Consider the following 20,031-nt stretch of genomic DNA (forward strand, 5'->3'; position numbering starts at 1 on the left):
GGGAACGACGATGAACGCACAAGAAGCCAATTTCGACGGGCTCGTCGGCCCGACCCACAACTACGCCGGGCTGTCGTTCGGCAACGTGGCGTCGCTCAACAACGAAAAGTCGGCCGCGAATCCGAAGGCCGCCGCGAAGCAGGGGCTGCGCAAGATGAAGCAGCTCGCGGATCTCGGCTTCGCGCAAGGCGTGCTGCCGCCGCAGGAGCGGCCGTCGCTGCGCCTGCTGCGCGAGCTCGGCTTCTCCGGCAAGGACGCGGACGTGATCGCGAAGGCCGCGAAGCAGGCGCCCGAACTGCTCGCCGCGGCGAGCTCGGCGTCGGCGATGTGGACCGCGAACGCGGCGACCGTCAGCCCGTCGGCCGACACGAGCGACGGCCGCGTGCACTTCACGCCGGCGAACCTGTGCAGCAAGCTGCATCGCGCGATCGAGCACGAAGCGACGCGCCGCACGCTGTCGACGCTGTTCGCCGATCCCGCGCATTTCGCGGTGCATGAAGCGCTGACCGGCACGCCGGCACTCGGCGACGAAGGCGCGGCGAACCACACGCGCTTCTGCGCCGAATACGGCAAGCCGGGCATCGAGTTCTTCGTGTACGGCCGCGCGGAATACCGCCGCGGCCCCGAGCCGAAGCGCTTCCCGGCGCGCCAGACCTTCGAGGCGAGCCGCGCGGTCGCGCATCGCCACGGCCTTGCCGAAGAAGCGACGGTCTATGCGCAGCAGGATCCGGACGTGATCGACGCAGGCGTGTTCCACAACGACGTGATCTCGGTCGGCAACCGCGACACGCTGTTCACGCACGAACGCGCGTTCGTCAACAAGCAGGCGATCTACGACACGCTGACCGCCGCGCTCGACGCCCGTGGTGCACGCCTAAACGTGATCGAGGTGCCCGAGGCCGCCGTGAGCGTGAACGACGCGGTGACGTCGTACCTGTTCAACAGCCAGCTGCTGTCGCGCGCGGACGGCTCGCAGGTGCTCGTCGTGCCGCAGGAATGCCGCGAGAACGGCAACGTCGCGGCCTATCTCGACGAACTCGCGGCCGGCAACGGCCCGATCCACGACGTGCTCGTGTTCGACCTGCGCGAAAGCATGAAGAACGGCGGCGGCCCTGCATGCCTGCGCCTGCGCGTCGTGCTGAACGAAGCGGAGCGCGCGGCCGTCACGTCGAACGTGTGGATCAACGACACGCTGTTCGCGTCGCTCGACACGTGGATCGACCGGCACTATCGCGATCGCCTCGCACCGGAAGACCTCGCCGATCCGGCGCTGCTCGACGAATCGCGCACCGCGCTCGACGAGCTCACGCAGATCCTGCGCGTCGGTTCGCTGTATGACTTCCAGCGCTGATTCCCGCATGGCCGACGCGCTGCTCGACGACTTCCTCGCGTTCACGCTGGCCGGCGGCGCACCGTCCGCGACGGACGGCACCTGTGCCGCCGGCGCCGTGCGCTGGCAATGGCTCGGCGACGGTCTGCTCGCGCTCGAGCCGGCCGTGGCCGACGCCGCCGGCCCGGCGCGCGCGAGCGTGCTCGTGTCGGCCGGCGTGCACGGCGACGAGACGGCGCCGATCGAGCTGCTGTCGATGCTCGTGCACGATCTCGCGTCGGGCGCGCTGCCGCTCGCGTGCCGGCTGCTCGTCGTGCTCGGCAACGTACCGGCGATGCGCGCCGGCGAACGCTATCTCGACGACGACCTGAACCGGCTGTTCAGCGGCCGTCACGCGCAGGTGCCCGACAGCCGCGAAGCGCCGCGCGCCGTGCAGCTCGAAGCCGCTGCCACCGCGTTCTTCGCGGCCGCGCCGGCCGGCGCCGCGCGCTGGCACATCGACATGCACACGGCGATCCGCGCGTCGGTGTTCGAGCAGTTCGCGCTGCTGCCGCACACGGGCATGCCGCCGACGCGCACGATGTTCGAATGGCTCGGCGACGCGCGGATCGCGGCCGTGCTGCTGCATACCGCGAAGGGCAACACGTACTCGCATTTCACGGCCGAGCACTGCGGCGCGCTCGCGTGCACGCTGGAACTCGGCAAGGTGCGCCCGTTCGGCCAGAACGACCTGGCGCGCTTCGCGCCGGCCGACCGCGCGGTGCGCAAGCTCGTGTCGGGCGCCAATCGTGAGGTGGACGTTCCGTTGCCGCGCGTCTTCACGGTGATCGACCAGATCACGAAGCAGAGCGACGCGCTCGAGCTGTTCGTCGCGGCCGACGTCGCGAACTTCACCGCGTTCGCACGCGGCACGGTGCTCGCGCAGGACGGCGACTACCGTTACACGGTGACGCACGACGAGGAGCGCATCGTGTTCCCGAATCCGTCGGTGAAGCCGGGTTTGCGCGCGGGCCTGCTCGTCGTCGACACGACCCGCGACACGATCGCCGCGCTCGTCTGACGGTAACCGGTTGCGCGTGGCCGCGGCGACCCGCGGCCCGCGCATCGCCCGGCGACCATTCCTATTTCGAGATAACGCTCGCACGCCGCGCAGAAGGCCCGCGGGTCGCGCTTGCGTATTTGCGACATCGTCTTGCAAGTTCGACGGGCCGCCCGGCTGACGTCGGCGCCCGCAGCGCAGCATCGCGTGCCGGCGGCTGCTTTGCCATATCGGGCCGCGCGGATTGGTACAATCGCGGCCTTGCGGCTGTTGCGCCGCATCACGGCGCGGCGGCGGCATTGCCGTGGTCATCCGACCCTGCAATGATGCATGCGCCCGTAGTTCCGGAACATTCGAGTATCGAGGAGAACACCTGATGAAGTTGGATTGGCGTAAAGTGGCCGCGCACGCGGTGGTGGCGGCATCGGCCGTGGCGGCAGGCAGCGCGATGGCGGCGGATCTGAAAGAGATCCGTTTCGGCGTCGAAGCCTCGTACGCGCCGTTCGAATACAAGACGCCCGACGGCAAGCTGACCGGCTTCGACATCGACATCGGCAACGCGGTGTGCGCGAAGCTGAAGACGAAGTGCGTGTGGGTCGAGAACGACTTCGACGGCCTGATCCCGGCGCTGCAGGCGCGCAAGTTCGACGCGATCAACTCGGACATGACGATCACCGACCAGCGCAAGCACGCGATCGCGTTCACCGACGCGATCTACACGATCCCGAACCAGCTGATCGCGAAGCAGGGCAGCGGCCTGCTGCCGACCCCGCAATCGCTGAAGGGCAAGCGCGTGGGCGTGCTGCAGGGCACGATCCAGGAAGCGTACGCGAAGAAGAAGTGGGCGCCGGCCGGCGTCGAAGTCGTGCCGTACCAGACGCAGGACCTGGCGTATGCCGACCTGAAGTCGGGCCGTCTCGACGCGACGTTCCAGGACGCGGAAGCCGGTTCGAAGGGCTTCCTGACGAAGCCGCAAGGCCAGGGCTTCGCGTTCGCGGGCGGTACCGTGAGCGACGCCGAGATCCTCGGCTCGGGCGTCGGCTTCGGCCTGCGCAAGAACGACGCGGCGCTGAAGACCGCGCTCGATCAGGCGCTGAAGGAACTGAAGGCCGACGGCACGATCGACAACCTCGCGAAGAAGTACTTCAGCGTGCCCGTGACGCTCAAGTAAGCGTTGCGTTCGATCGCACGATGCAAGCAAACCGGCCGCTGATGCGGCCGGTTTGTTTTCGGGAGCGGGAATGGGCGGGAAACGGCGCGGCAGCGGCCGGCGGCAGCGTCAGGCCGGAAAGAACCGGCCCAGTTCGCGCGCCAGCTCGTTGAGCACGGCCATCTCCTGCTGCGTGATCTTGCGCGCGGGCTGCGCGCCGGCCCAGTCGCCGTACAGCAACGCGACGGTCGTCGTGCCGACGCGCACCGGCAGCAGCACGAACGCGCGCGTGTCGTCGAATGCGTCGAGATACCACGCGGGCAGGCGCTTCATCATCTTCGGCTCCTGCGCCTGCTCGATGAAGATGCCGACCGAGTTCGAGATGGCGAGATGAAACACGTCCGGCTCGAAGCGCTCGTCGAAGCGCAGCCGGTCGAGCGTCGTATCGACGCCGGGGCCGAAGCCGAGGCGTGCGGCGAACATGCCGTCGTCGTGGCGCACGAACATCACGGTGCGCGTGAACGCGAGGCCGGCCAGCAGGCTTTCCGACGCGAGTGCGAGCACGGGCGTCAGTACGTGCTCGGACGGCAGCGCACGCAGGTCCGCGAGACCGGCCTCGAGGCACACCTCGGGCTCGGCCTGCGCACGCGCGATCGCATCGGCGTTCGCGCGCAGCTCGACGATCTCGCGCATCACGGTGTCGCTCGCTTCCTCGCGCGCGAGCCGCTCGGCGATCTCGACGAGCACGTCGGATTCCATGTCGAGTTCCGCGCCGTAGTGCTGCGCGAGCGCCGCGATGCGCGCATCGCGCTGCGGGCTCGCGGGCATCACGAGCGCACCCGCGACGTCGGTCGAGCAGCGGCTGATCGTGCGCAGCCAGCGGACGCGGTCGGCCGGGCCGTCATCGGTCGCATGGCCCGCATCGTGATCGTCATCCTCGTTGCCGAACGCATCGGCATGGACCACGTGGTCGTGATCGGCCATCCCCGCGCGGATCACGTCGGGCAGGCGCCAGCGCGCGGCCGCCTCGAGCCCGATCTCGTCGAAGCCGACGCCGAGCACATCGACGCAGGCGGCCGCTTCGTCGCCGTTCAGCTCGGCCGCGCGACGGCGGATCCGGTCCCATTCGCTGTCGAGATAGCAGACCACCAGCAGCTTGCCGACCTGGCGCATCAGCGTGCAGACGACGGCTTCCTCGCCCGAGCGCAGCTCGGCGCGCTCGGTGAGCTTGCGCGCGACGCAGCCGGACAGCAGCGCGCGGTTCAGCTCCAGCTTCGCGTCGATGCGCCGCGGCGTGCTCTGATGGAAATGGTCGACGAGCTTGAGCCCGACGACCAGGTGGCCGACGGCGTCCATGCCGAGCACCATCAGTGCGCGGGTCACGGTCGTGATGTTGCCGCCGAACGCCATGTACATCGCGGAGTTCGCGAGCCGCAGCACTTTCTGCGTGAGCGCGAAGTCCGACAGCACGACGCGCACGAGCGCGGTGAAGTCGAGGTCGTCGTTCTTCATCGCGGCCATCGTCGCGCGCAGCGATTCCGACAGCAGCGGGAAATCGCCCCGTTCGTTCATCCGGGCCCACAGCTTGTCGAGCAATGCGGTGCGGGGCAGGTGTTCGGTGATTGACATACGGATCTGTCCGGTTCGCCGCGCGCGTCAGGCGGCGGCGTGCAGGTGCAGCTGCTGCGCCTCGAAGCGCCGCGCGAGCTCCTCGGACGGCAGCGCCTGGCAGACGAGCCAGCCCTGGATATGGTTGCAGCCCATCTCCGTCAGCAATTCGCGCTGCGCCTCGGTCTCGACGCCTTCCGCGACGAGTTCGAGATCGAGCGTCTGCGCGAGGCCGACCACCGCCGACACGATCGCGCGATCGTTGCGCGAGGTCAGCAGGTTCTCGACGAAACTGCGGTCGATCTTCAGCTTCGCAAGGGGGAAGCGCTGCAGGTACGCGAGGCTCGAATAGCCGGTGCCGAAATCGTCGATCGCGAAGCGGATGCCGAGATCGGTCAGCTCCTCGAGCAGCCCCTTTGCCTGCGCGGGGTCGTGCATCAGCAGGCTTTCGGTGATCTCGAGCACGATGCGGCGCGGGTCGATGCCCGTCAGCGCGATCGCCTCGCGCACGCTCTGCGTGAAGCGCGGGTCGCGGAACTGCTGCGGCGACACGTTGACCGCCACGTACTGCAGCGCGAGCCCCTGGCGGTCCCAGGCGACGAGCTGCATGCACGCGGCCTTGAGCACCCAGTTGCCGAGATAGTTGATCAGGCCGATCGATTCGGCGAGCGGAATGAAGGTCGCCGGCGGCACGAGCCCGTGCACCGGATGGCGCCAGCGGATCAGCGCCTCGACCCCGACCACCGCGCCCGACCGGCTGCGCGTGATCGGCTGGAAATGGAGCGAAAACTCGCCGTTGCGCACGCCGTCGTACAGGTCGGCCTCGAGCTTCAGCCGTTCGGCGTCGGCCGGATCGTCGACGGGGGCGTGGAACGCGAGCGCATTGCCGCCCGACGCCTTCGCCTGCGCGAGCGCATGGTCGGCGCGGCGCAGCAGCGGGCTGTGGTGCTGCGCGCGATGCGGCGCCGAGCGCTCGTCAGGGTAGAGCGCAATGCCGATGCTCGCGGACAGGTGCACGGTCTGCCCCTGGTACACGTAGGGCTCGCGCACCGCGGCCTGCAGCCGGCGTGCGAGTGCGTCCGCCGCATCGCTCGCCTGCGCGCGGTTCGGTGCGCCGAGCACGACCGCGAACTTGTCGCTCGCGACGCGCGCGAGCTGCTCGTTCGGCGTGACGAGCGCCTTCAGCCGCTGCGCGGTCTCGCGCAGCAGCGTGTCGCCCGCGTCGTAGCCGAGCGCGCGGTTGATCCGCTGGTAGTCGTCGAGGTCGAGCAGCAGCAGCGCCGCGCAGGTGTCGTCCCCGTCGGCGGCCTGCTGCGCGCGGATCAACGCGGGCACGAGCGCGGACAGGTTGTCGAGCCCCGTCATCGGGTCGTGGTGCATTTCGTAAGTCAGGCGCGCCTCGAGCGCGCGCCACGACGACACGTCGAACGCCGCGATCGCGAACCCGTCGACCCCGTGGTGACGGCTCTTGAACGCGCGGATCTCGACGTCCAGCGGGTAGGTGAGCGACTTGACGATGCACATCGTCGCCTTCTCGACCTGGCCGGAACGCGCGGCGCGGGCGAGCAGGTCTTCGAGCGCCGCGGTATCCTGTTCGGCGATCAGGTCGCGCAGCGTCAGCGTGTGCAGGTAGTCGCGGTGGTAGCCGATGAAGCGCAGGCTCGCGTCGGACACGTACAGAAAGCGCAGCTCGCGATCGACATGGGCGAGGAAATCCACCGTGCCGACCGTCTGTTCCAGCCAGTTGCGCACGGAGTCGTCGCGTCGCGGCGCAACGGCGCGCGCGGGCATCAGCGCGCCGCCCGACCGAGCGAAGCGGCGCAGCGTATGCAAGGCGCTGCGCCAGGAGCCCTTGCGTGACGTCTGTTTCCTGTTGGCTTCCATGTTTCTCGCTGACGTGAAGGGCTGGAACCGGTTGTCCGGAAGGAATAACGGCAGACTGTGCGGAATCTTTAACGGACCGGCCGCGGATGGCGTTGCCGCTGGACCGGATCGGTCGCGCGGGTGTTCGACAGGCGAACGCCGGCGGGGCCTACATCGAGGCTGACTTTATAAGAAATGAGGACGCAGATGAAGCGAAAACTGTTGCTGGGCGCCGCCGTGGCGGCGCTGGTGGCCGGCCATGCGCTGATGGCGCAGGCGGAATTGAAGCCGGGTGCCGCGGCGCCCGATTTCACGACGCAGGCGTCGCTGGGCGGCAAGACTTACACGTACTCGCTCGCGGACGCGCTGAAGCAGGGGCCGGTCGTGCTGTATTTCTACCCGGCCGCGTTCACGAAGGGCTGCACGATCGAGGCGCATGCGTTCGCGGACGCGGTCGACCGTTACAAGGCTTACGGCGCGACGGTGATCGGCGTATCGGCTGACAACATCGACACGCTGGCGAAGTTCTCGGTGAGTGAGTGCCGGAGCAAGTTCCCGGTCGCGGCCGATCCGGACGCGAAGATCATCCGCGAATACGACGCGAAGCTGCCGGCGATCGACAAGGCGAACCGCGTGTCCTACGTGATTTCGCCGGAAGGGAAGGTGCTCTACGAATACACAAGCCTGTCGCCCGACAAGCACGTCGAGAACACGCTCGCCGCCGTGAAGGCGTGGGCTGACGCGCATCCGAAGCAGTAAGCGGCCGCGCCGCACGACCCCCGCACGGCAAAGCGGCCCGTCGTGCGGGCCGCCCGGTACGGAGCAACACGCCCGCCCGAGCGGCGGCGCGCGAGAGGCCGCTAGGCCCGCAATGCCTGCTCGATCGGCACGCTGCCGCCAACGAAGCCGACGATCTTGCGCGAGATGCCCAGCTTGATCGCCTCGATCGCGGCCCAGGCCACATCCTGGCGCGACACGGGCGGGGCGGCTTCGAACCACACGTCGGTCAGCGCGATCTTGCCGACGCCCGGATCGTCCGTGAGCGGGCCGGGGCGCAGGATCGCGTAGTCGACGCCGGACGCGATCACGCGATCGTCGCCTTCGCGCTTCATCTGCGAATAGTGGCGCAGCGCGTCCGGGCCGAGTTCGGGCTGGTACGCGGACAGCGAGCTGATCACCACGAGCTTCTGCGCGTTGTAAGCCAGCGCGTATTCGGCCGCGCGGGCGACCGCGTCGCGGTCGATCTGCTCCTCCTCGGCCGCGCCTTCCGATTCGGCCGAGCCGGCCGCGTAGATCACGTGCGAGATGCCCTGGAATGCGTGCGAGAAATCGTTCGTCAGGTCGGCCTCGACCACCCGTGCGCCTGGCAGCGCATAGCCGTGCCGGCGCACGAGCGCCGTGACCTCGAACTCCGGCTGCTTGAGCAGCAGATCCGCGCAGGCCTGGCCCGTTCGGCCGGTCGCGCCAATCAGCAGTACCTTCGTCGTCATGAAACCGCTCCTTGCTCGATGCGTCATCCGTCCAGATAGGGACGGACGACCGATAACTCAAGTGTAATGTCGATTTGCCGATGCGGCGGGTGTGTATTAAGGGGCATACCGGCAGCGGGCGTACCGGCATCGGGCGCCGGTCAGGGCTGCCCGGTGCGGGCACGTGAGCTGCGGCGGCGCGACCGACGCCGACATTCCGGTCGCCATTCACTCACACGGATGCGGGAATGACGCGCCGACCGGCTATCATGTGCGCGATGCATTTTTCGCCGTTACGTCATACAACGCATCGGCCCACTGGTTGGAGTACACATGGCATTACCCCTGGACAACGTCAGCATGGCCGTGTTCTGCGACTTCGAGAACGTCGCGCTCGGCGTGCGCGACGCGAAGTACGAGAAGTTCGACATCAAGCCCGTGCTGGAGCGCCTGCTGCTGAAGGGCAGCATCGTCGTGAAGAAGGCTTATTGCGACTGGGATCGCTACAAGGGCTTCAAGGCGTCAATGCACGAGGCGAGCTTCGAACTGATCGAGATTCCGCACGTGCGCCAGTCGGGCAAGAACTCGGCCGACATCCGGCTCGTCGTCGACGCGCTCGACCTCTGCTACACGAAGTCGCACGTCGATACGTTCGTGATCATCAGCGGCGACTCGGATTTTTCGCCGCTGGTGTCGAAGCTGCGCGAGAACGCGAAGAAGGTGATCGGCGTCGGCGTGAAGAAATCGACGTCGGACCTGCTGGTCGCGAACTGCGACGAATTCATCTTCTACGACGACCTGGTGCGCGAGCAGCAGCGCGCGCTCGCCAAGCGCGAACAGCAGCAGCGTGCGGGCAACGGCGGCGCGAAGCGGCCGGACGAGCCGTCGCGCAAGCACGACTTGGACGCGCGCAAGGCCGAGGCGATCGCGCTGGCGGTCGAGACGTTCGACGCGCTCGCGTCGGAGCGGGACGACGTCGGCAAGATCTGGGCGTCGGTGCTCAAGAGCGCGATCAAGCGTCGCAAGCCGGATTTCAACGAGTCGTACTACGGGTTCCGCGCGTTCGGCAACCTGCTCGACGAGGCGCAGGCGCGCGGCCTGCTCGAAGTGGGGCGTGACGACAAGTCTGGCGCGTTCGTGTCGCGGGCACGCCAGTCGGCGGCCGCAGAGCAGGCCGGCGACGGTGGTGCCGCCCACCATGGCGCGCACCACGGGGCGCGCGCGGCCGAGCCGGCGCGGGCCGGTCGCGAACCGCGACGCCGCGAGCAGCGGGCGGAAGCGGCCGTGCACGACACCGTGCAGGCCGACGCGGAAGAGGCGGCGATGGCTGAAGCCGCCGAAACCGCGGCGGTCGTGCCGGCTGAAACGGCTGAAGCGGTGGACGTGGCCGAGGGGCACGGCGACGCGAAGGATGGCCGCAAGCGTGCGCGCAAGAGCCCGGCGAAGAAGGCCGGCGCGAAGAAGGGCGCCGCCGCGAAGTCCGCAGGCCGTCAGGCGGCCGGGGAGCCGGACGCCGCCGGGCATGGCGCGCCGAAGCACGCTGGCGACACGCACGCGCATGGCAAGCATGCGGACGAGACGCATCGTGACGCGGAGCAGGGCGATGCGCGGCACGCCGCAGTGACGCACGCCGAGCCGGCGGGCAGCGATGTCGGCGGGGAGGTGGCGGCTGCGCCGGCCGAGGCGGCTGGCGACGCGACGGCCGAAGCCAAGCCGAAGAAACCGGCCCGCAAGGCGGCGCCGCGCGCGCGGCGTCCGCGCAAGACGGCGGCAGCGGCCGAGTAATGGCGGAATAGCGGCCGAATAGCGGCCGCCGGCCTCGGGTGTCGTCCGCAACGCAACCGGCGACACCCAGGCGGGCCCCGCTCCACGCCATGGCGGCCGGCGCAATGCGGGCCCGCCAGCCGGACTAGTCGTTCAGCACATAAGGCTGCGTCATCACTTCGAGAAAGTGGCCGTCCGGATCGTCGAAGTACACGCCTCGGCCGCCGTTGTGGCGGTAGATGTCACCGGGTTGCCGCTTCGCCGGATCGGCCCAGTGCGGCAGCCCGCGCTCGCGAATGCGCGCGAGCACGCGATCGAAGCCGGCTTCGTCGAGCAGGAACGCGTAATGCTGCGACGCGATCTCTCCGGCCTGTTCATAAAAATCGAGCGACACGCCGTTGCCGAGCGGGACGACCAGCATCGCGCCGAACGGCGTCGGCGGCGGCAATTCCAGCAGCTCGGTGAGGAAGCGGCTCGACGCGCGCTTGTCGCGGCACCAGACGATCGTATGGTTGAGCTGGACGTTCATGGTGTGTCCCCGTGAAGGGCCCTGCGGTGGGCATGGACTCACGATAGCCGATCGTCGCCGCTGTTCAAACGCAAAAAAAACGGCCGCACAAGGCGGCCGCTTCATCACTCCCCGGCGACGGCCGGCCCGCCGGAATTCCCGCGGCGGTTGCGCCGTTTCTCGGCCCACACGCGGAAGCGGTCCATGTACAGGTAGACGACCGGCGTCGTATAGAGCGTCAGCACCTGCGACACGATCAGGCCGCCGGCGATCGCGATCCCGAGCGGCGCGCGCAGCTCGGCGCCGTCGCCGTTGCCGAACGCGAGCGGCAGCGCGCCGAGCAGCGCGGCCATCGTCGTCATCATGATCGGGCGAAAGCGCAGCAGGCACGCTTCGTGAATCGCGTCGAGCGACGACTTCCCGTAGTTGCGCGTCTGGTCGATCGCGAAGTCGACCATCATGATCGCGTTCTTCTTCACGATACCGATCAGCAGGATCACGCCGATCAGCGCGATGATGCTGAACTCGGTCTTGAACAGCAGCAGCGCAAGCAGCGCGCCGACGCCGGCCGACGGCAGCGTCGACAGGATCGTGATCGGATGGATGTAGCTCTCGTACAGGATCCCGAGCACGATATAGACGGCCAGCAGCGCCGCGAGGATCAGGATCGGCTGGTCGTTCAGCGACTGCTGGAACGCCTGCGCGGTGCCCTGGAAGCTGCCGACGATGGTCGGCGGGACGCCGACCTGCGCCATCGTCTGGTAGATCACCTGCGTCGCCTGCGACAGCGACACGCCGGGCGGCAGGTTGAACGAGATCGTCGTCGCGACGAACAGCCCCTGGTGGTTGACCGACAGCGGCGTCGTGCTCGGCCCGAACGTCGCGATCGCCGACAACGGGATCATCGTCGACTTCGACGTCGACACCGACGCACCCGACGACGTGCTCGACTTGCCGCTCGCGGCGATCGAGTTGAGCGCCTGGTTGCGCGCGGAGTCGGACGCGATCGCCGCGGCGCTCTGCGTGGCCGTGCCGGCGCTCGACGTGCCGGCGGAGGTCGCGACGTAGGTGCCGGCCGCTGCGTTGGTGGTCTGCGAGCCGTTCGCGCTGCCGCCCGACGTGCTGACCCACACCTGGTTCAGCATCTCGGGGCTCTGCCAGTACTTCGGCGCGACTTCCATCACCACGTGGTACTGGTTCAGCGGGTTGTAGATCGTCGAGACCTGACGCTGGCCGAATGCGTCGTACAGCGTATTGTCGATCTGCGCGGGCTTGATGCCGAACCGCGCGGCCGTCGCACGGTCGATCGTCACCATCGCCTCGAGGCCGCCTTGCTGCTGGTCGGAGTTCACGTCGGTCAGCTCGGGGCGCTTCTGCAGCGCCTCGGTCAGGATCGGCCCCCACTTGTACAGGTCGGCGCTCGAATCGCCGAGCAGCGTGAACTGGTACTGCGCGTTGCTCTGCCGGCCGCCGACCCGGATGTCCTGCGCCGCCTGCAGGAACGTGCGCGCGCCTGCCACGTCCGCCAGCTGCGGGCGCAGCTGCTGGATCACCTGGTCGGCCGACAGCTTGCGCTCGGTGCGGTCCTTCAGCGTGATGAACATGAAGCCCGAGTTGGTCTGCGTGCCGCCGGTGAAGCCCGCGACGCTCTTCACGTTCGGGTTGCCCTGCACGATCCGCATCATCTCGGAGAACTTCAGCTTCATCGCCTGGAACGACGTCGACTGGTCGGCCTGGATGCCGCCGATCATCAGCCCGGTGTCCTGCTGCGGGAAGAAGCCCTTCGGCACGACGATGTACAGGTAGACGTTCAGCCCGATCGTCGCGAACAGGGTCAGCAGGATCAGGAGCGGCCGGCGCAGCGCCCACGACAGCGAGCGTTCGTAGCCGCGCTGCATGCGGCTGAAACAGCGTTCCAGGAAACGCCCGAAGCGGCCTTCGTTTTGCGGGTCGTGCGACTCGGGCAGCAGGCGCGCGCACATCATCGGCGTGACCGTGAGCGACACCGCGAGCGAGACGGCGATCGCGAGCGACAGCGTCAGGGCGAACTCGCGGAACAGCCGCCCGACGATGCCGCCCATCAGCAGGATCGGCAGGAACACCGCGACGAGCGAAATGCTCATCGACAGCACCGTGAAGCCGACCTCGCGCGCACCGTCGAACGCGGCCTGCATGCGCGACTTGCCGTTCTCGATGTGCCGCGAGATGTTCTCGAGCACGACGATCGCATCGTCGACGACGAAGCCGGTCGCGACGATCAGCGCCATCAGCGACAGGTTGTCGATCGAGAAGCCGAGCAGGTACATCGCGCCGAACGTGCCGATGATCGAGATCGGCACCGCGACGCTCGGGATCAGCGTCGCGCGCCAGTTGCGCAGGAACAGGAACACGACCATCACGACGAGGCTGACCGCGATCAGCAGCGTGTGCTCGGTGTCCTTCAGCGACGCGCGAATCGTGGTCGAGCGGTCGAGCACCGGCGTGACGGTGATGTCGGCCGGCAGCGACGCGGTGAGCTGCGGCAGCGCCGCGCGCACGCGGTCGAGCGTCTCGATGATGTTCGCGCCGGGCGAGCGGTAGAGGATCACGAGCACCGCGCGCTTGCCGTTCGACAAACCGAGGTTGCGCAGGTCCTCGACCGAATCGACGACGTCGGACAGGTCGGACAGCCGCACGGCCGAGCCGTTGCGGTACGCGACGACGAGGTCGCGGTATTGCGACGCCTGGGACGCCTGGTCGTTCGTATAGAGCTGGAAGCGCTGCGGGCCGAACTCGATCGCGCCCTTCGGCGCATTGGCGTTCGCGGAAGCCAGTGCCGCGCGCACGTCCTCGAGGCCGATCCCGTAATGGAACAGCGACTGCGGTTCGAGCTCGACGCGCACGGCCGGGTTCGCGGAGCCGCTCACGGTGACCTGGCCGATCCCGTCGATCTGCGACAGCGACTGCTGCAGCACCGTCGACGCGGCGTCGTACACCTTCGCCGGCGACGCCGTTTCCGACGTCAGTGCGACGACCATGATCGGCGAATCGGCCGGGTTGACCTTGCGGTAGGTCGGGTTGCTCTTCAACGCGGCGGGCAGGTCGGCGCGCGCCGCGTTGATCGCGGCCTGCACGTCGCGCGCGGCGCCGTCGATTTCGCGGTTCAGCCCGAACTGCAGGATGATCCGCGCATTGCCGACCGTGCTGGTCGACGTCATTTCGGACACATCGGCGATCGAGCCGAGGTGCCGCTCCAGCGGGCTCGTCACGCTGGTTGCGACCGTTTCCGGGCTCGCGCCGGGCAGCGACGCTTGCACCGAGATCGTCGGGAAATCGACCTGCGGCAGCGGCGACACCGGCAGCCTGATGAACGCGAACAGGCCCGCGAGCGCGACGCCGAGCGCGAGCAGCGTCGTCGCGACGGGGCGGGTGATGAAGGGGCGCGACAGGTTCATGGCTTACGCATCCGTGCGCGAGCCGGCTTGCGGGCCGTGGCGTTCGAACCAGCCGCGCACGCGGCGCGCGAGCGAGTCGAAGCCGAGGTAGATCACGGGCGTCGTGAACAGCGTCAGCACCTGCGACACGATCAGGCCGCCGGCGATCGCGATCCCGAGCGGCTGGCGCAGCTCGGAGCCCGCGCCGGAGCCGACGATCAGCGGCACCGCGCCGAGCAGCGCGGCGAGCGTCGTCATCAGGATCGGCCGGAAGCGCAGCAGGCACGCCTGGTAGATCGCCTCGCGCGGCGGCTTGCCTTCGACGCGTTCGGCCTCGAGCGCGAAGTCGATCATCATGATCGCGTTCTTCTTCACGATGCCGATCAGCAGCACGATGCCGATGATCCCGATGATGTCGAGGTCGTGCCCGGTGATCATCAGCGCGAGCAGCGCGCCGACGCCGGCCGACGGCAGCGTCGACAGGATCGTGATCGGGTGGATGTAGCTCTCATACAGCACGCCGAGCACGATGTACATCGTGACGACCGCGGCGAGGATCAGGAACAGCTGGTTCGACAGCGATGCCTGGAACGCGAGCGCCGCGCCCTGGAAGCGCGTCTGGAACGACGCGGGCAGCCCGATGTCCTTCTCGGCGGCGTCGATCGCCTTGACCGCCTCGCCGAGCGACGCGCCCGCCGCGAGGTTGAACGAGATGGTGGTCGACGGGAACTGCGACAGGTGCGCGACCAGCAGCGGCGACGGCCGCTCGTGGAACGACGCGATCGACGACAGCGGCACCTGGCCGCCGCCCGCCGACGGCAGGTAGATGTCGTTCAGCGATTGCGCGTAGTGCTGCTCCTTCGGCTCGGACTCGAGAATCACGCGGTACTGGTTCGACTGCGTGAAGATCGTCGACACGATGCGCTGGCCGAACGCGTCGTACAGCGCGTTGTCGACGGTCGCCGGCGTGATGCCGAAGCGCGCGGCGCTCGGGCGGTCGATCTCGATGTAGACGGACTGGCCGTTGCTCTGCAGGTCGGTCGCGACGTCGGCGAGCGACGGCTCCTGCTGCAGCCGTGCGACGAGCTTCGGCACCCAGGTCGCGAACTCTTCCGAGTTCGGGCTCGTCAGCATGAACTGGTACTGCGTCGGGCTGACGGTCGAGTCGATCGTCAGGTCCTGCACCGACTGCATGAACAGCGAGATGCCGGTGATGTTCGCGACGCGGTGCTGCAGGTCGCGGATGATCTGCGCGGCCGTCTCGGAGCGTTCGTCGCGCGCCTTCAGGTTGATCAGCATCCGGCCGCTGTTCAGCGTGATGTTGCTGCCGTCGACGCCGATGAACGACGTGAGGCTCTCGACGTTCGGATCCTTCAGGATCTCGGCCGCGAGCGCCTGCTGGCGCTCCGCCATCGCGCCGTACGAGATCGACTGCGGCGCCTGCGTGATCGCCTGGATCACGCCGGTATCCTGCGCGGGGAAGAAGCCCTTCGGCACGTAGACGTACAGCAGGGCGGTCAGCGCGAGCGTCAGCAGTGCGACGACGAGCGTCGAGCGCTGGCGGTTCAGCACCCATTCGAGTGCGACCGCGTAGCGCGCGATCACCCAGTCGATCGCCCGGTGCACGCGCGCCTCGAAGCGATGGCTCTCGGGCGGCGGCGAATGGCGCAGCAGCTTCGCGCACATCATCGGCACGAGCGTGAGCGACACGATCGCCGAGATCACGATCGTCACCGCGAGCGTGATCGCGAATTCATGGAACAGGCGCCCGACCACGTCGCCCATGAACAGCAGCGGGATCAGCACCGCGATCAGCGACACCGTCAGCGAGATGATCGTGAAGCCGATCTGCTTCGAGCCCTTCAGCGCGGCCTCGAGCCCCGTTTCGCCTTCCTCGACGTAGCGGGCGATGTTCTCGATCATCACGATCGCGTCGTCGACCACGAAGCCGGTCGCGATGGTGAGCGCCATCAGCGACAGGTTGTTCAGCGAGAAGCCGGCCATGTACATCACCGCGAGCGTGCCGATCAGCGACAGCGGCACCGACAGGCTCGGGATGATCGTCGCGTAGACGTTCGCGAGGAACAGGTACATCACGAGCACGACCAGCGCGACCGCGAGCATCAGTTCGAACTGCACGTCGCGCACGGCGGCGCGGATCATCGTCGTGCGATCGGTGACGATCTCCACGTCGAGCGCGGCCGGCAGCGTTTCCTGCAGCTTCGGCAATTGCGCCTTGATCGCGTCGACCGTCTGGATCACGTTCGCGCCCGGCTGGCGCTGCACGTTCAGGATGATCGCGGGGTCGGCATTCACCCACGCGCCGAGCTTGGTGTTCTCCGAGCCGGCGACGACCGTCGCGACGTCGGTGAGCATCACCGGGCGGCCGTTCTTGTACGCGACGACCGCGCTGTTGTACTGGTCGGCGCTCGTGAGCTGGTCGTTCGCGTTGATCGTGTACGCGCGCGTCGGGCCGTCGAAGTTGCCCTTCGGCGTGTTCACGTTCAGGTTCGAGATCGTCGTGCGCAGGTCGTCGAGGTTCATCCCGTACTTCGCGAGCGCGGTCGGGTTCGCCTGGATCCGCACGGCCGGGCGGTTGCCGCCCGACAGGCTGACGAGACCGACGCCCGCGACCTGCGAGATCTTCATCGCGAGGCGCGTGTCGGCGAGATCCTGCACCTGCGTGAGCGGCAGCGTCTTCGACTTGACGGCGAGTGTCAGCACCGGCGCATCGGCCGGGTTGACCTTCGCGTAGATCGGCGGGGCAGGGAGGTCGGACGGCAGCAGGTTGCCGGCCGCGTTGATCGCGGCCTGCACTTCCTGCTCGGCGATGTCGAGCGGCAGGTCGAGCGAGAACTGCAGCGTGATCACGGACGAGCCGGCCGAGCTTTGCGACGACATCTGGTTCAGCGACGGCATCTGCCCGAACTGCCGTTCGAGCGGCGCGGTGACCGACGAGGTCATCACCTCCGGGCTCGCGCCCGGGTAGAAGGTCTGGACCTGGATCGTCGGATAGTCGACTTCCGGCAGCGCGGCGAGCGGCAGGAAGCGCAGTGCGACGAGACCGGCCAGCATGATCGCCGCCATCAGGAGGGCGGTGCCGACCGGCCGGAGAATGAAGAGGCGGGAGGGATTCATCGAGCGGCCCGCGCGTTACTGGGCCGCGGGGGCCGCTGCCTGCGACGCGCCGTGCTTGTGTTCGCCGCGATGGCCGCCGGTGCCCGATGCGCCCGACGCCGCACCGGCGCCGCGCGCGCCCGACGCGCCTTTCGGCTTGTCGGCCGGGATCGAGATCTTCGCGCCTTCGCGCAGGCGGTCGGAGCCGTCGGTCACGACGCGCTCGCCGAGCGCGATGCCGCTGACGATGCTGGTGCGTTCGCCGTCGACCGGGCCGATCGTGACCTTGCGCACGGTCACCGTGTTGTCGGGCTTCACGACGTAGACGAACTGGCCGATCGAGCCGGTCAGCACGGCCGCGGTCGGCACGATCGTCGCGTTGCGCATCACGTCGACGAGCAGGCGCGTGTTCACGAACTGATTCGGGAACAGCATGCCTTCCTTGTTATCGAAGTTCGCGCGCAGCTTGACCGTGCCCGTGCTCGTGTCGATCTGGTTGTCGAGCGTCGCGAGCGAGCCCGTCTCGAGCGGCACCGTGTTGTTGCGGTTGTATGCGGTGACCGACAGTTTCTGGCCCGCGTTCACCTGCTTGACGATCTGCGGCAGGTTGTCTTCCGACGTCGTGAAGATCACGCTCATCGGCTGCAGCTGCGTGATCACGACGAGGCCGTTGGTATCGCCCGGCGTCACGTAGTTGCCGGGGTCGACCTGGCGCAGGCCGACGCGGCCCGTCACCGGCGCGGTGATGCGCGCATAAGTGAGGTTCAGCTTCGCGGAATCGATCGCGGCCTGGTCGGTCTTCACCGCGCCTTCGTATTGCTTGACGAGGGAGGCCTGCGTATCGACGGTCTGCGACGCGATCGAGTCCTGCGACAGCAGCGTCTGGTAGCGCTTCAGGTCGAGGCGGGCCGTCGCGAGCAGCGCCGAGTCGCGCGCGTGCGTGCCTTCGGCGTTCTCGAGCGCGACCTGGTACGGGCGCGGGTCGATCTGCGCGAGCAGGTCGCCCTTCTTGACGATCTGGCCTTCCTGGAATGCCACCGATTGCAGGTAGCCGGACAACTGCGTCTTGACCGTCACGTTCGCGAGCGGCGTGACGGTGCCGAGCGCGGACAGCACGATCGGCATTTCGCCCTGCGTCGCGGTTGCGACCTGCACGGGCTGCGGAATGTTCGCCATCGCGGCGGGGCCGCCACGGCCGCGGTGGCCGCCGGCGGCACCGGCCGCGCTTGCGCCTGCGCCGCTCGCACCCGTGCCGGCCGCCGGCGTGCGGTTCCACGGATGCCACCACAGCAGGCCGCCGATGACGACGACCGCGAGCGCGCCGGCCATCAGCGTGCGGCGCGGGCGCCGCGCGGCGGGGGACGCGGGTTCTTTCGAAGGAGGCGTGGGCTTTTGTTCGTTATCCATCGTGATCTGTCAGGAAGACGGCGCGGCGGGCCGGAAATCGGACTGCTGAGCTGCGCGTGGGCGAGCGGTGCCGGGGAGGGGGCGCCCGGCTCGGTCCGGGCCCCCGCCGGTCTGCGCGGGAAAAGAGCGGTGCGCACCGCGAGTGCGGCGCGACGATGGGCATGATCCTACGTCCCGTCCCCGTTACAGTCCAGCGGTCTATCTTTCAACGGGTTACGGTCGTTACAGAACGCGACAGGACGATGACGAAACGATTACACGGCGATGCGACGGGCCGGTGCGCCGCCGATTTCGCGCGTGATTTTCGCGATGCATTCGTGCAGCGCGGGCACCACGTGTTCGTCCAGCCATTCGGGCGGGCACTGGTGCGACGCGCCACCGCAATTCACCGAATAGCGCTGGCCCGACGGACCGACGAAACCGGCCGCGACGGCATTCAGGCCCTCGCGCCATTCGCCGATCGCGATCGCGTGGCCGTCGCGCATCGCGTCGTCCAGCGCGGGGTTCAGGCGCGCGGACACGTGCGGCCAGTCGTCGCCCGCCGTGGTGCGCAGCGACTCGAGCAACTGGCGGCGTTCGTCGTCCTCGAGTGCGGCGAGATACGCGCGGCCGACCGCGGTGCGCGCGATGTCCATCCGCGAACCGATCTCGAGGCGCGTGACGAGCACGGCCGAGCGTGGACGGACCACGTCGATCGCGACCATGTCGAGCCGGTCGCGCACCGCGAGGTGCACGGACAGCGACGTGCGTTCGGCCAGCTCGATCATGAACGGCCGCGAACGCGCGCGGATGTCGAAGTTGCGCAGGAAGCCGTGGCTCAGTTCGAGTACCGACGCGGTGAGCACGAAGCGCTCGCTGTCGGGCAACTGGAACAGGAAGCCCGCGCTGACGAGCGTGGCGGTGATGCGCGAGACGGTCGGCTTCGGGATGCCGGTCAGTTCGGTCAGCTCGCGGTTGCTGACGGGCGCGTCGGCCGCCGCGATGCGACGCAGCACGGCGAGGCCGCGGGCAAGGGCGGTGATCTCGTCGGGCGACGATTCACGGTCCCGCGACGCGGGAGGGGTTACAGTTGTCGACACGAGGGATTCTCTCTAATTCCGAAACTCGATTTCAATTTTGTTGGTATTGTAGGACTATTGTCAAAGGATGCATGTTCCGCGGGTGAACCGGTCATTGGATGAGATTTTACGGGTTCACCCTTGGTTTATTAGGAAAACGCTCAAATGAGCGTTGCCAGAAAGTGCATGAACCGGTGCAAATACCGCTTGACTTGTCGGGCGGAAACGGAAAGAATGTCTCACGTTTTCGAAACATCGTTTCAAGAGTTTAACCGGCAACGATGTTTCGCGCAGTCTCTCAGGTT

Annotated in this window: 13 protein-coding genes; 5 read left to right on the forward strand and 8 right to left on the reverse strand. The window is 68.1% G+C overall.

Annotation, left to right across the window (positions count from 1 at the left end):
* Positions 1–10: 10 nt before the first annotated feature.
* The 3 genes from astB to CFB50_RS06115 all read left to right on the forward strand — a co-directional run bounded on the left by astB (position 11) and on the right by CFB50_RS06115 (position 3,540).
* Complete coding sequence (gene astB / locus CFB50_RS06100; RefSeq protein ID WP_047850485.1) at positions 11–1,351, forward strand: N-succinylarginine dihydrolase; 1,341 nt, start codon at positions 11–13, stop codon at positions 1,349–1,351.
* On the forward strand, positions 1,335–2,390 hold the full coding sequence (gene astE, locus CFB50_RS06105; protein WP_089445240.1) for a succinylglutamate desuccinylase: 1,056 nt from the start codon (positions 1,335–1,337) through the stop codon (positions 2,388–2,390). Before astB ends, astE begins: the two co-directional genes overlap by 17 nt.
* A 355-nt stretch (positions 2,391–2,745) precedes the next feature.
* The gene (locus CFB50_RS06115) at positions 2,746–3,540 is read left to right on the forward strand and encodes an ABC transporter substrate-binding protein (RefSeq protein WP_043182082.1); all 795 of its coding nucleotides are present in this window, start codon (positions 2,746–2,748) and stop codon (positions 3,538–3,540) included.
* A gap of 108 nt (positions 3,541–3,648) precedes the next feature.
* Here CFB50_RS06115 and CFB50_RS06120 read toward each other — a convergent pair whose 3' ends face one another.
* Positions 3,649–5,148 (reverse strand): HDOD domain-containing protein, encoded by a 1,500-nt coding sequence (locus CFB50_RS06120; protein ID WP_089445241.1) that lies wholly within the window; start codon positions 5,146–5,148, stop codon positions 3,649–3,651.
* Positions 5,149–5,175: 27 nt separating this feature from the next.
* Entirely contained in the window at positions 5,176–6,918 is a 1,743-nt protein-coding gene (gene cdpA, locus CFB50_RS06125; protein ID WP_217481559.1) for a putative bifunctional diguanylate cyclase/phosphodiesterase, read from the reverse strand.
* 279 nt (positions 6,919–7,197) lie between these two features.
* On the opposite strand from cdpA, the gene CFB50_RS06130 reads away from it, so the two are divergent.
* Positions 7,198–7,749: a peroxiredoxin gene (locus tag CFB50_RS06130; protein WP_089445243.1), complete on the forward strand. Its 552-nt coding sequence runs from the start codon at positions 7,198–7,200 to the stop codon at positions 7,747–7,749.
* A 101-nt stretch (positions 7,750–7,850) separates the two neighbouring features.
* Here CFB50_RS06130 and CFB50_RS06135 read toward each other — a convergent pair whose 3' ends face one another.
* Complete coding sequence (locus CFB50_RS06135) at positions 7,851–8,480, reverse strand: NAD(P)H-binding protein (RefSeq protein ID WP_089445244.1); 630 nt, start codon at positions 8,478–8,480, stop codon at positions 7,851–7,853.
* Between the two features lie 312 nt (positions 8,481–8,792).
* Between CFB50_RS06135 and CFB50_RS06140 the strand changes: the two genes are divergently transcribed.
* Complete coding sequence (locus CFB50_RS06140; RefSeq protein WP_089445245.1) at positions 8,793–10,244, forward strand: NYN domain-containing protein; 1,452 nt, start codon at positions 8,793–8,795, stop codon at positions 10,242–10,244.
* A gap of 124 nt (positions 10,245–10,368) precedes the next feature.
* On the opposite strand, the gene CFB50_RS06145 is transcribed toward CFB50_RS06140, so the two are convergent.
* From CFB50_RS06145 to CFB50_RS06165, 5 genes are all read right to left on the reverse strand, one after another.
* The gene (locus tag CFB50_RS06145; protein ID WP_089445246.1) at positions 10,369–10,752 is read right to left on the reverse strand and encodes a VOC family protein; all 384 of its coding nucleotides are present in this window, start codon (positions 10,750–10,752) and stop codon (positions 10,369–10,371) included.
* Between the two features lie 104 nt (positions 10,753–10,856).
* Positions 10,857–14,165: an efflux RND transporter permease subunit gene (locus tag CFB50_RS06150; RefSeq protein ID WP_089445247.1), complete on the reverse strand. Its 3,309-nt coding sequence runs from the start codon at positions 14,163–14,165 to the stop codon at positions 10,857–10,859.
* Between the two features lie 3 nt (positions 14,166–14,168).
* Positions 14,169–17,282, reverse strand: coding sequence for an MdtB/MuxB family multidrug efflux RND transporter permease subunit (locus CFB50_RS06155; protein WP_089445248.1), 3,114 nt, complete (start codon positions 17,280–17,282; stop codon positions 14,169–14,171).
* A gap of 15 nt (positions 17,283–17,297) precedes the next feature.
* Positions 17,298–18,668, reverse strand: coding sequence for an MdtA/MuxA family multidrug efflux RND transporter periplasmic adaptor subunit (locus tag CFB50_RS06160; RefSeq protein ID WP_089445249.1), 1,371 nt, complete (start codon positions 18,666–18,668; stop codon positions 17,298–17,300).
* Between the two features lie 254 nt (positions 18,669–18,922).
* Entirely contained in the window at positions 18,923–19,747 is an 825-nt protein-coding gene (locus CFB50_RS06165; RefSeq protein WP_069247538.1) for an IclR family transcriptional regulator, read from the reverse strand.
* Between the last annotated feature and the right edge of the window lie 284 nt (positions 19,748–20,031).

Origin of the sequence: Burkholderia sp. AU33423, assembly GCF_002223135.1 — a bacterium.
GTDB lineage: Bacteria > Pseudomonadota > Gammaproteobacteria > Burkholderiales > Burkholderiaceae > Burkholderia > Burkholderia lata_D.

Coding starts and splice junctions, on each gene's coding strand:
- astB (WP_047850485.1), top strand. CDS start 11: ATGAACGCACAAGAAGCCAATTTCGACGGGCTCGTCGGCCCGACCCAC.
- astE (WP_089445240.1), top strand. CDS start 1,335: ATGACTTCCAGCGCTGATTCCCGCATGGCCGACGCGCTGCTCGACGAC.
- CFB50_RS06115 (WP_043182082.1), top strand. CDS start 2,746: ATGAAGTTGGATTGGCGTAAAGTGGCCGCGCACGCGGTGGTGGCGGCA.
- CFB50_RS06120 (WP_089445241.1), bottom strand. CDS start 5,148: ATGTCAATCACCGAACACCTGCCCCGCACCGCATTGCTCGACAAGCTG.
- cdpA (WP_217481559.1), bottom strand. CDS start 6,918: ATGCCCGCGCGCGCCGTTGCGCCGCGACGCGACGACTCCGTGCGCAAC.
- CFB50_RS06130 (WP_089445243.1), top strand. CDS start 7,198: ATGAAGCGAAAACTGTTGCTGGGCGCCGCCGTGGCGGCGCTGGTGGCC.
- CFB50_RS06135 (WP_089445244.1), bottom strand. CDS start 8,480: ATGACGACGAAGGTACTGCTGATTGGCGCGACCGGCCGAACGGGCCAG.
- CFB50_RS06140 (WP_089445245.1), top strand. CDS start 8,793: ATGGCATTACCCCTGGACAACGTCAGCATGGCCGTGTTCTGCGACTTC.
- CFB50_RS06145 (WP_089445246.1), bottom strand. CDS start 10,752: ATGAACGTCCAGCTCAACCATACGATCGTCTGGTGCCGCGACAAGCGC.
- CFB50_RS06150 (WP_089445247.1), bottom strand. CDS start 14,165: ATGAACCTGTCGCGCCCCTTCATCACCCGCCCCGTCGCGACGACGCTG.
- CFB50_RS06155 (WP_089445248.1), bottom strand. CDS start 17,282: ATGAATCCCTCCCGCCTCTTCATTCTCCGGCCGGTCGGCACCGCCCTC.
- CFB50_RS06160 (WP_089445249.1), bottom strand. CDS start 18,668: ATGGATAACGAACAAAAGCCCACGCCTCCTTCGAAAGAACCCGCGTCC.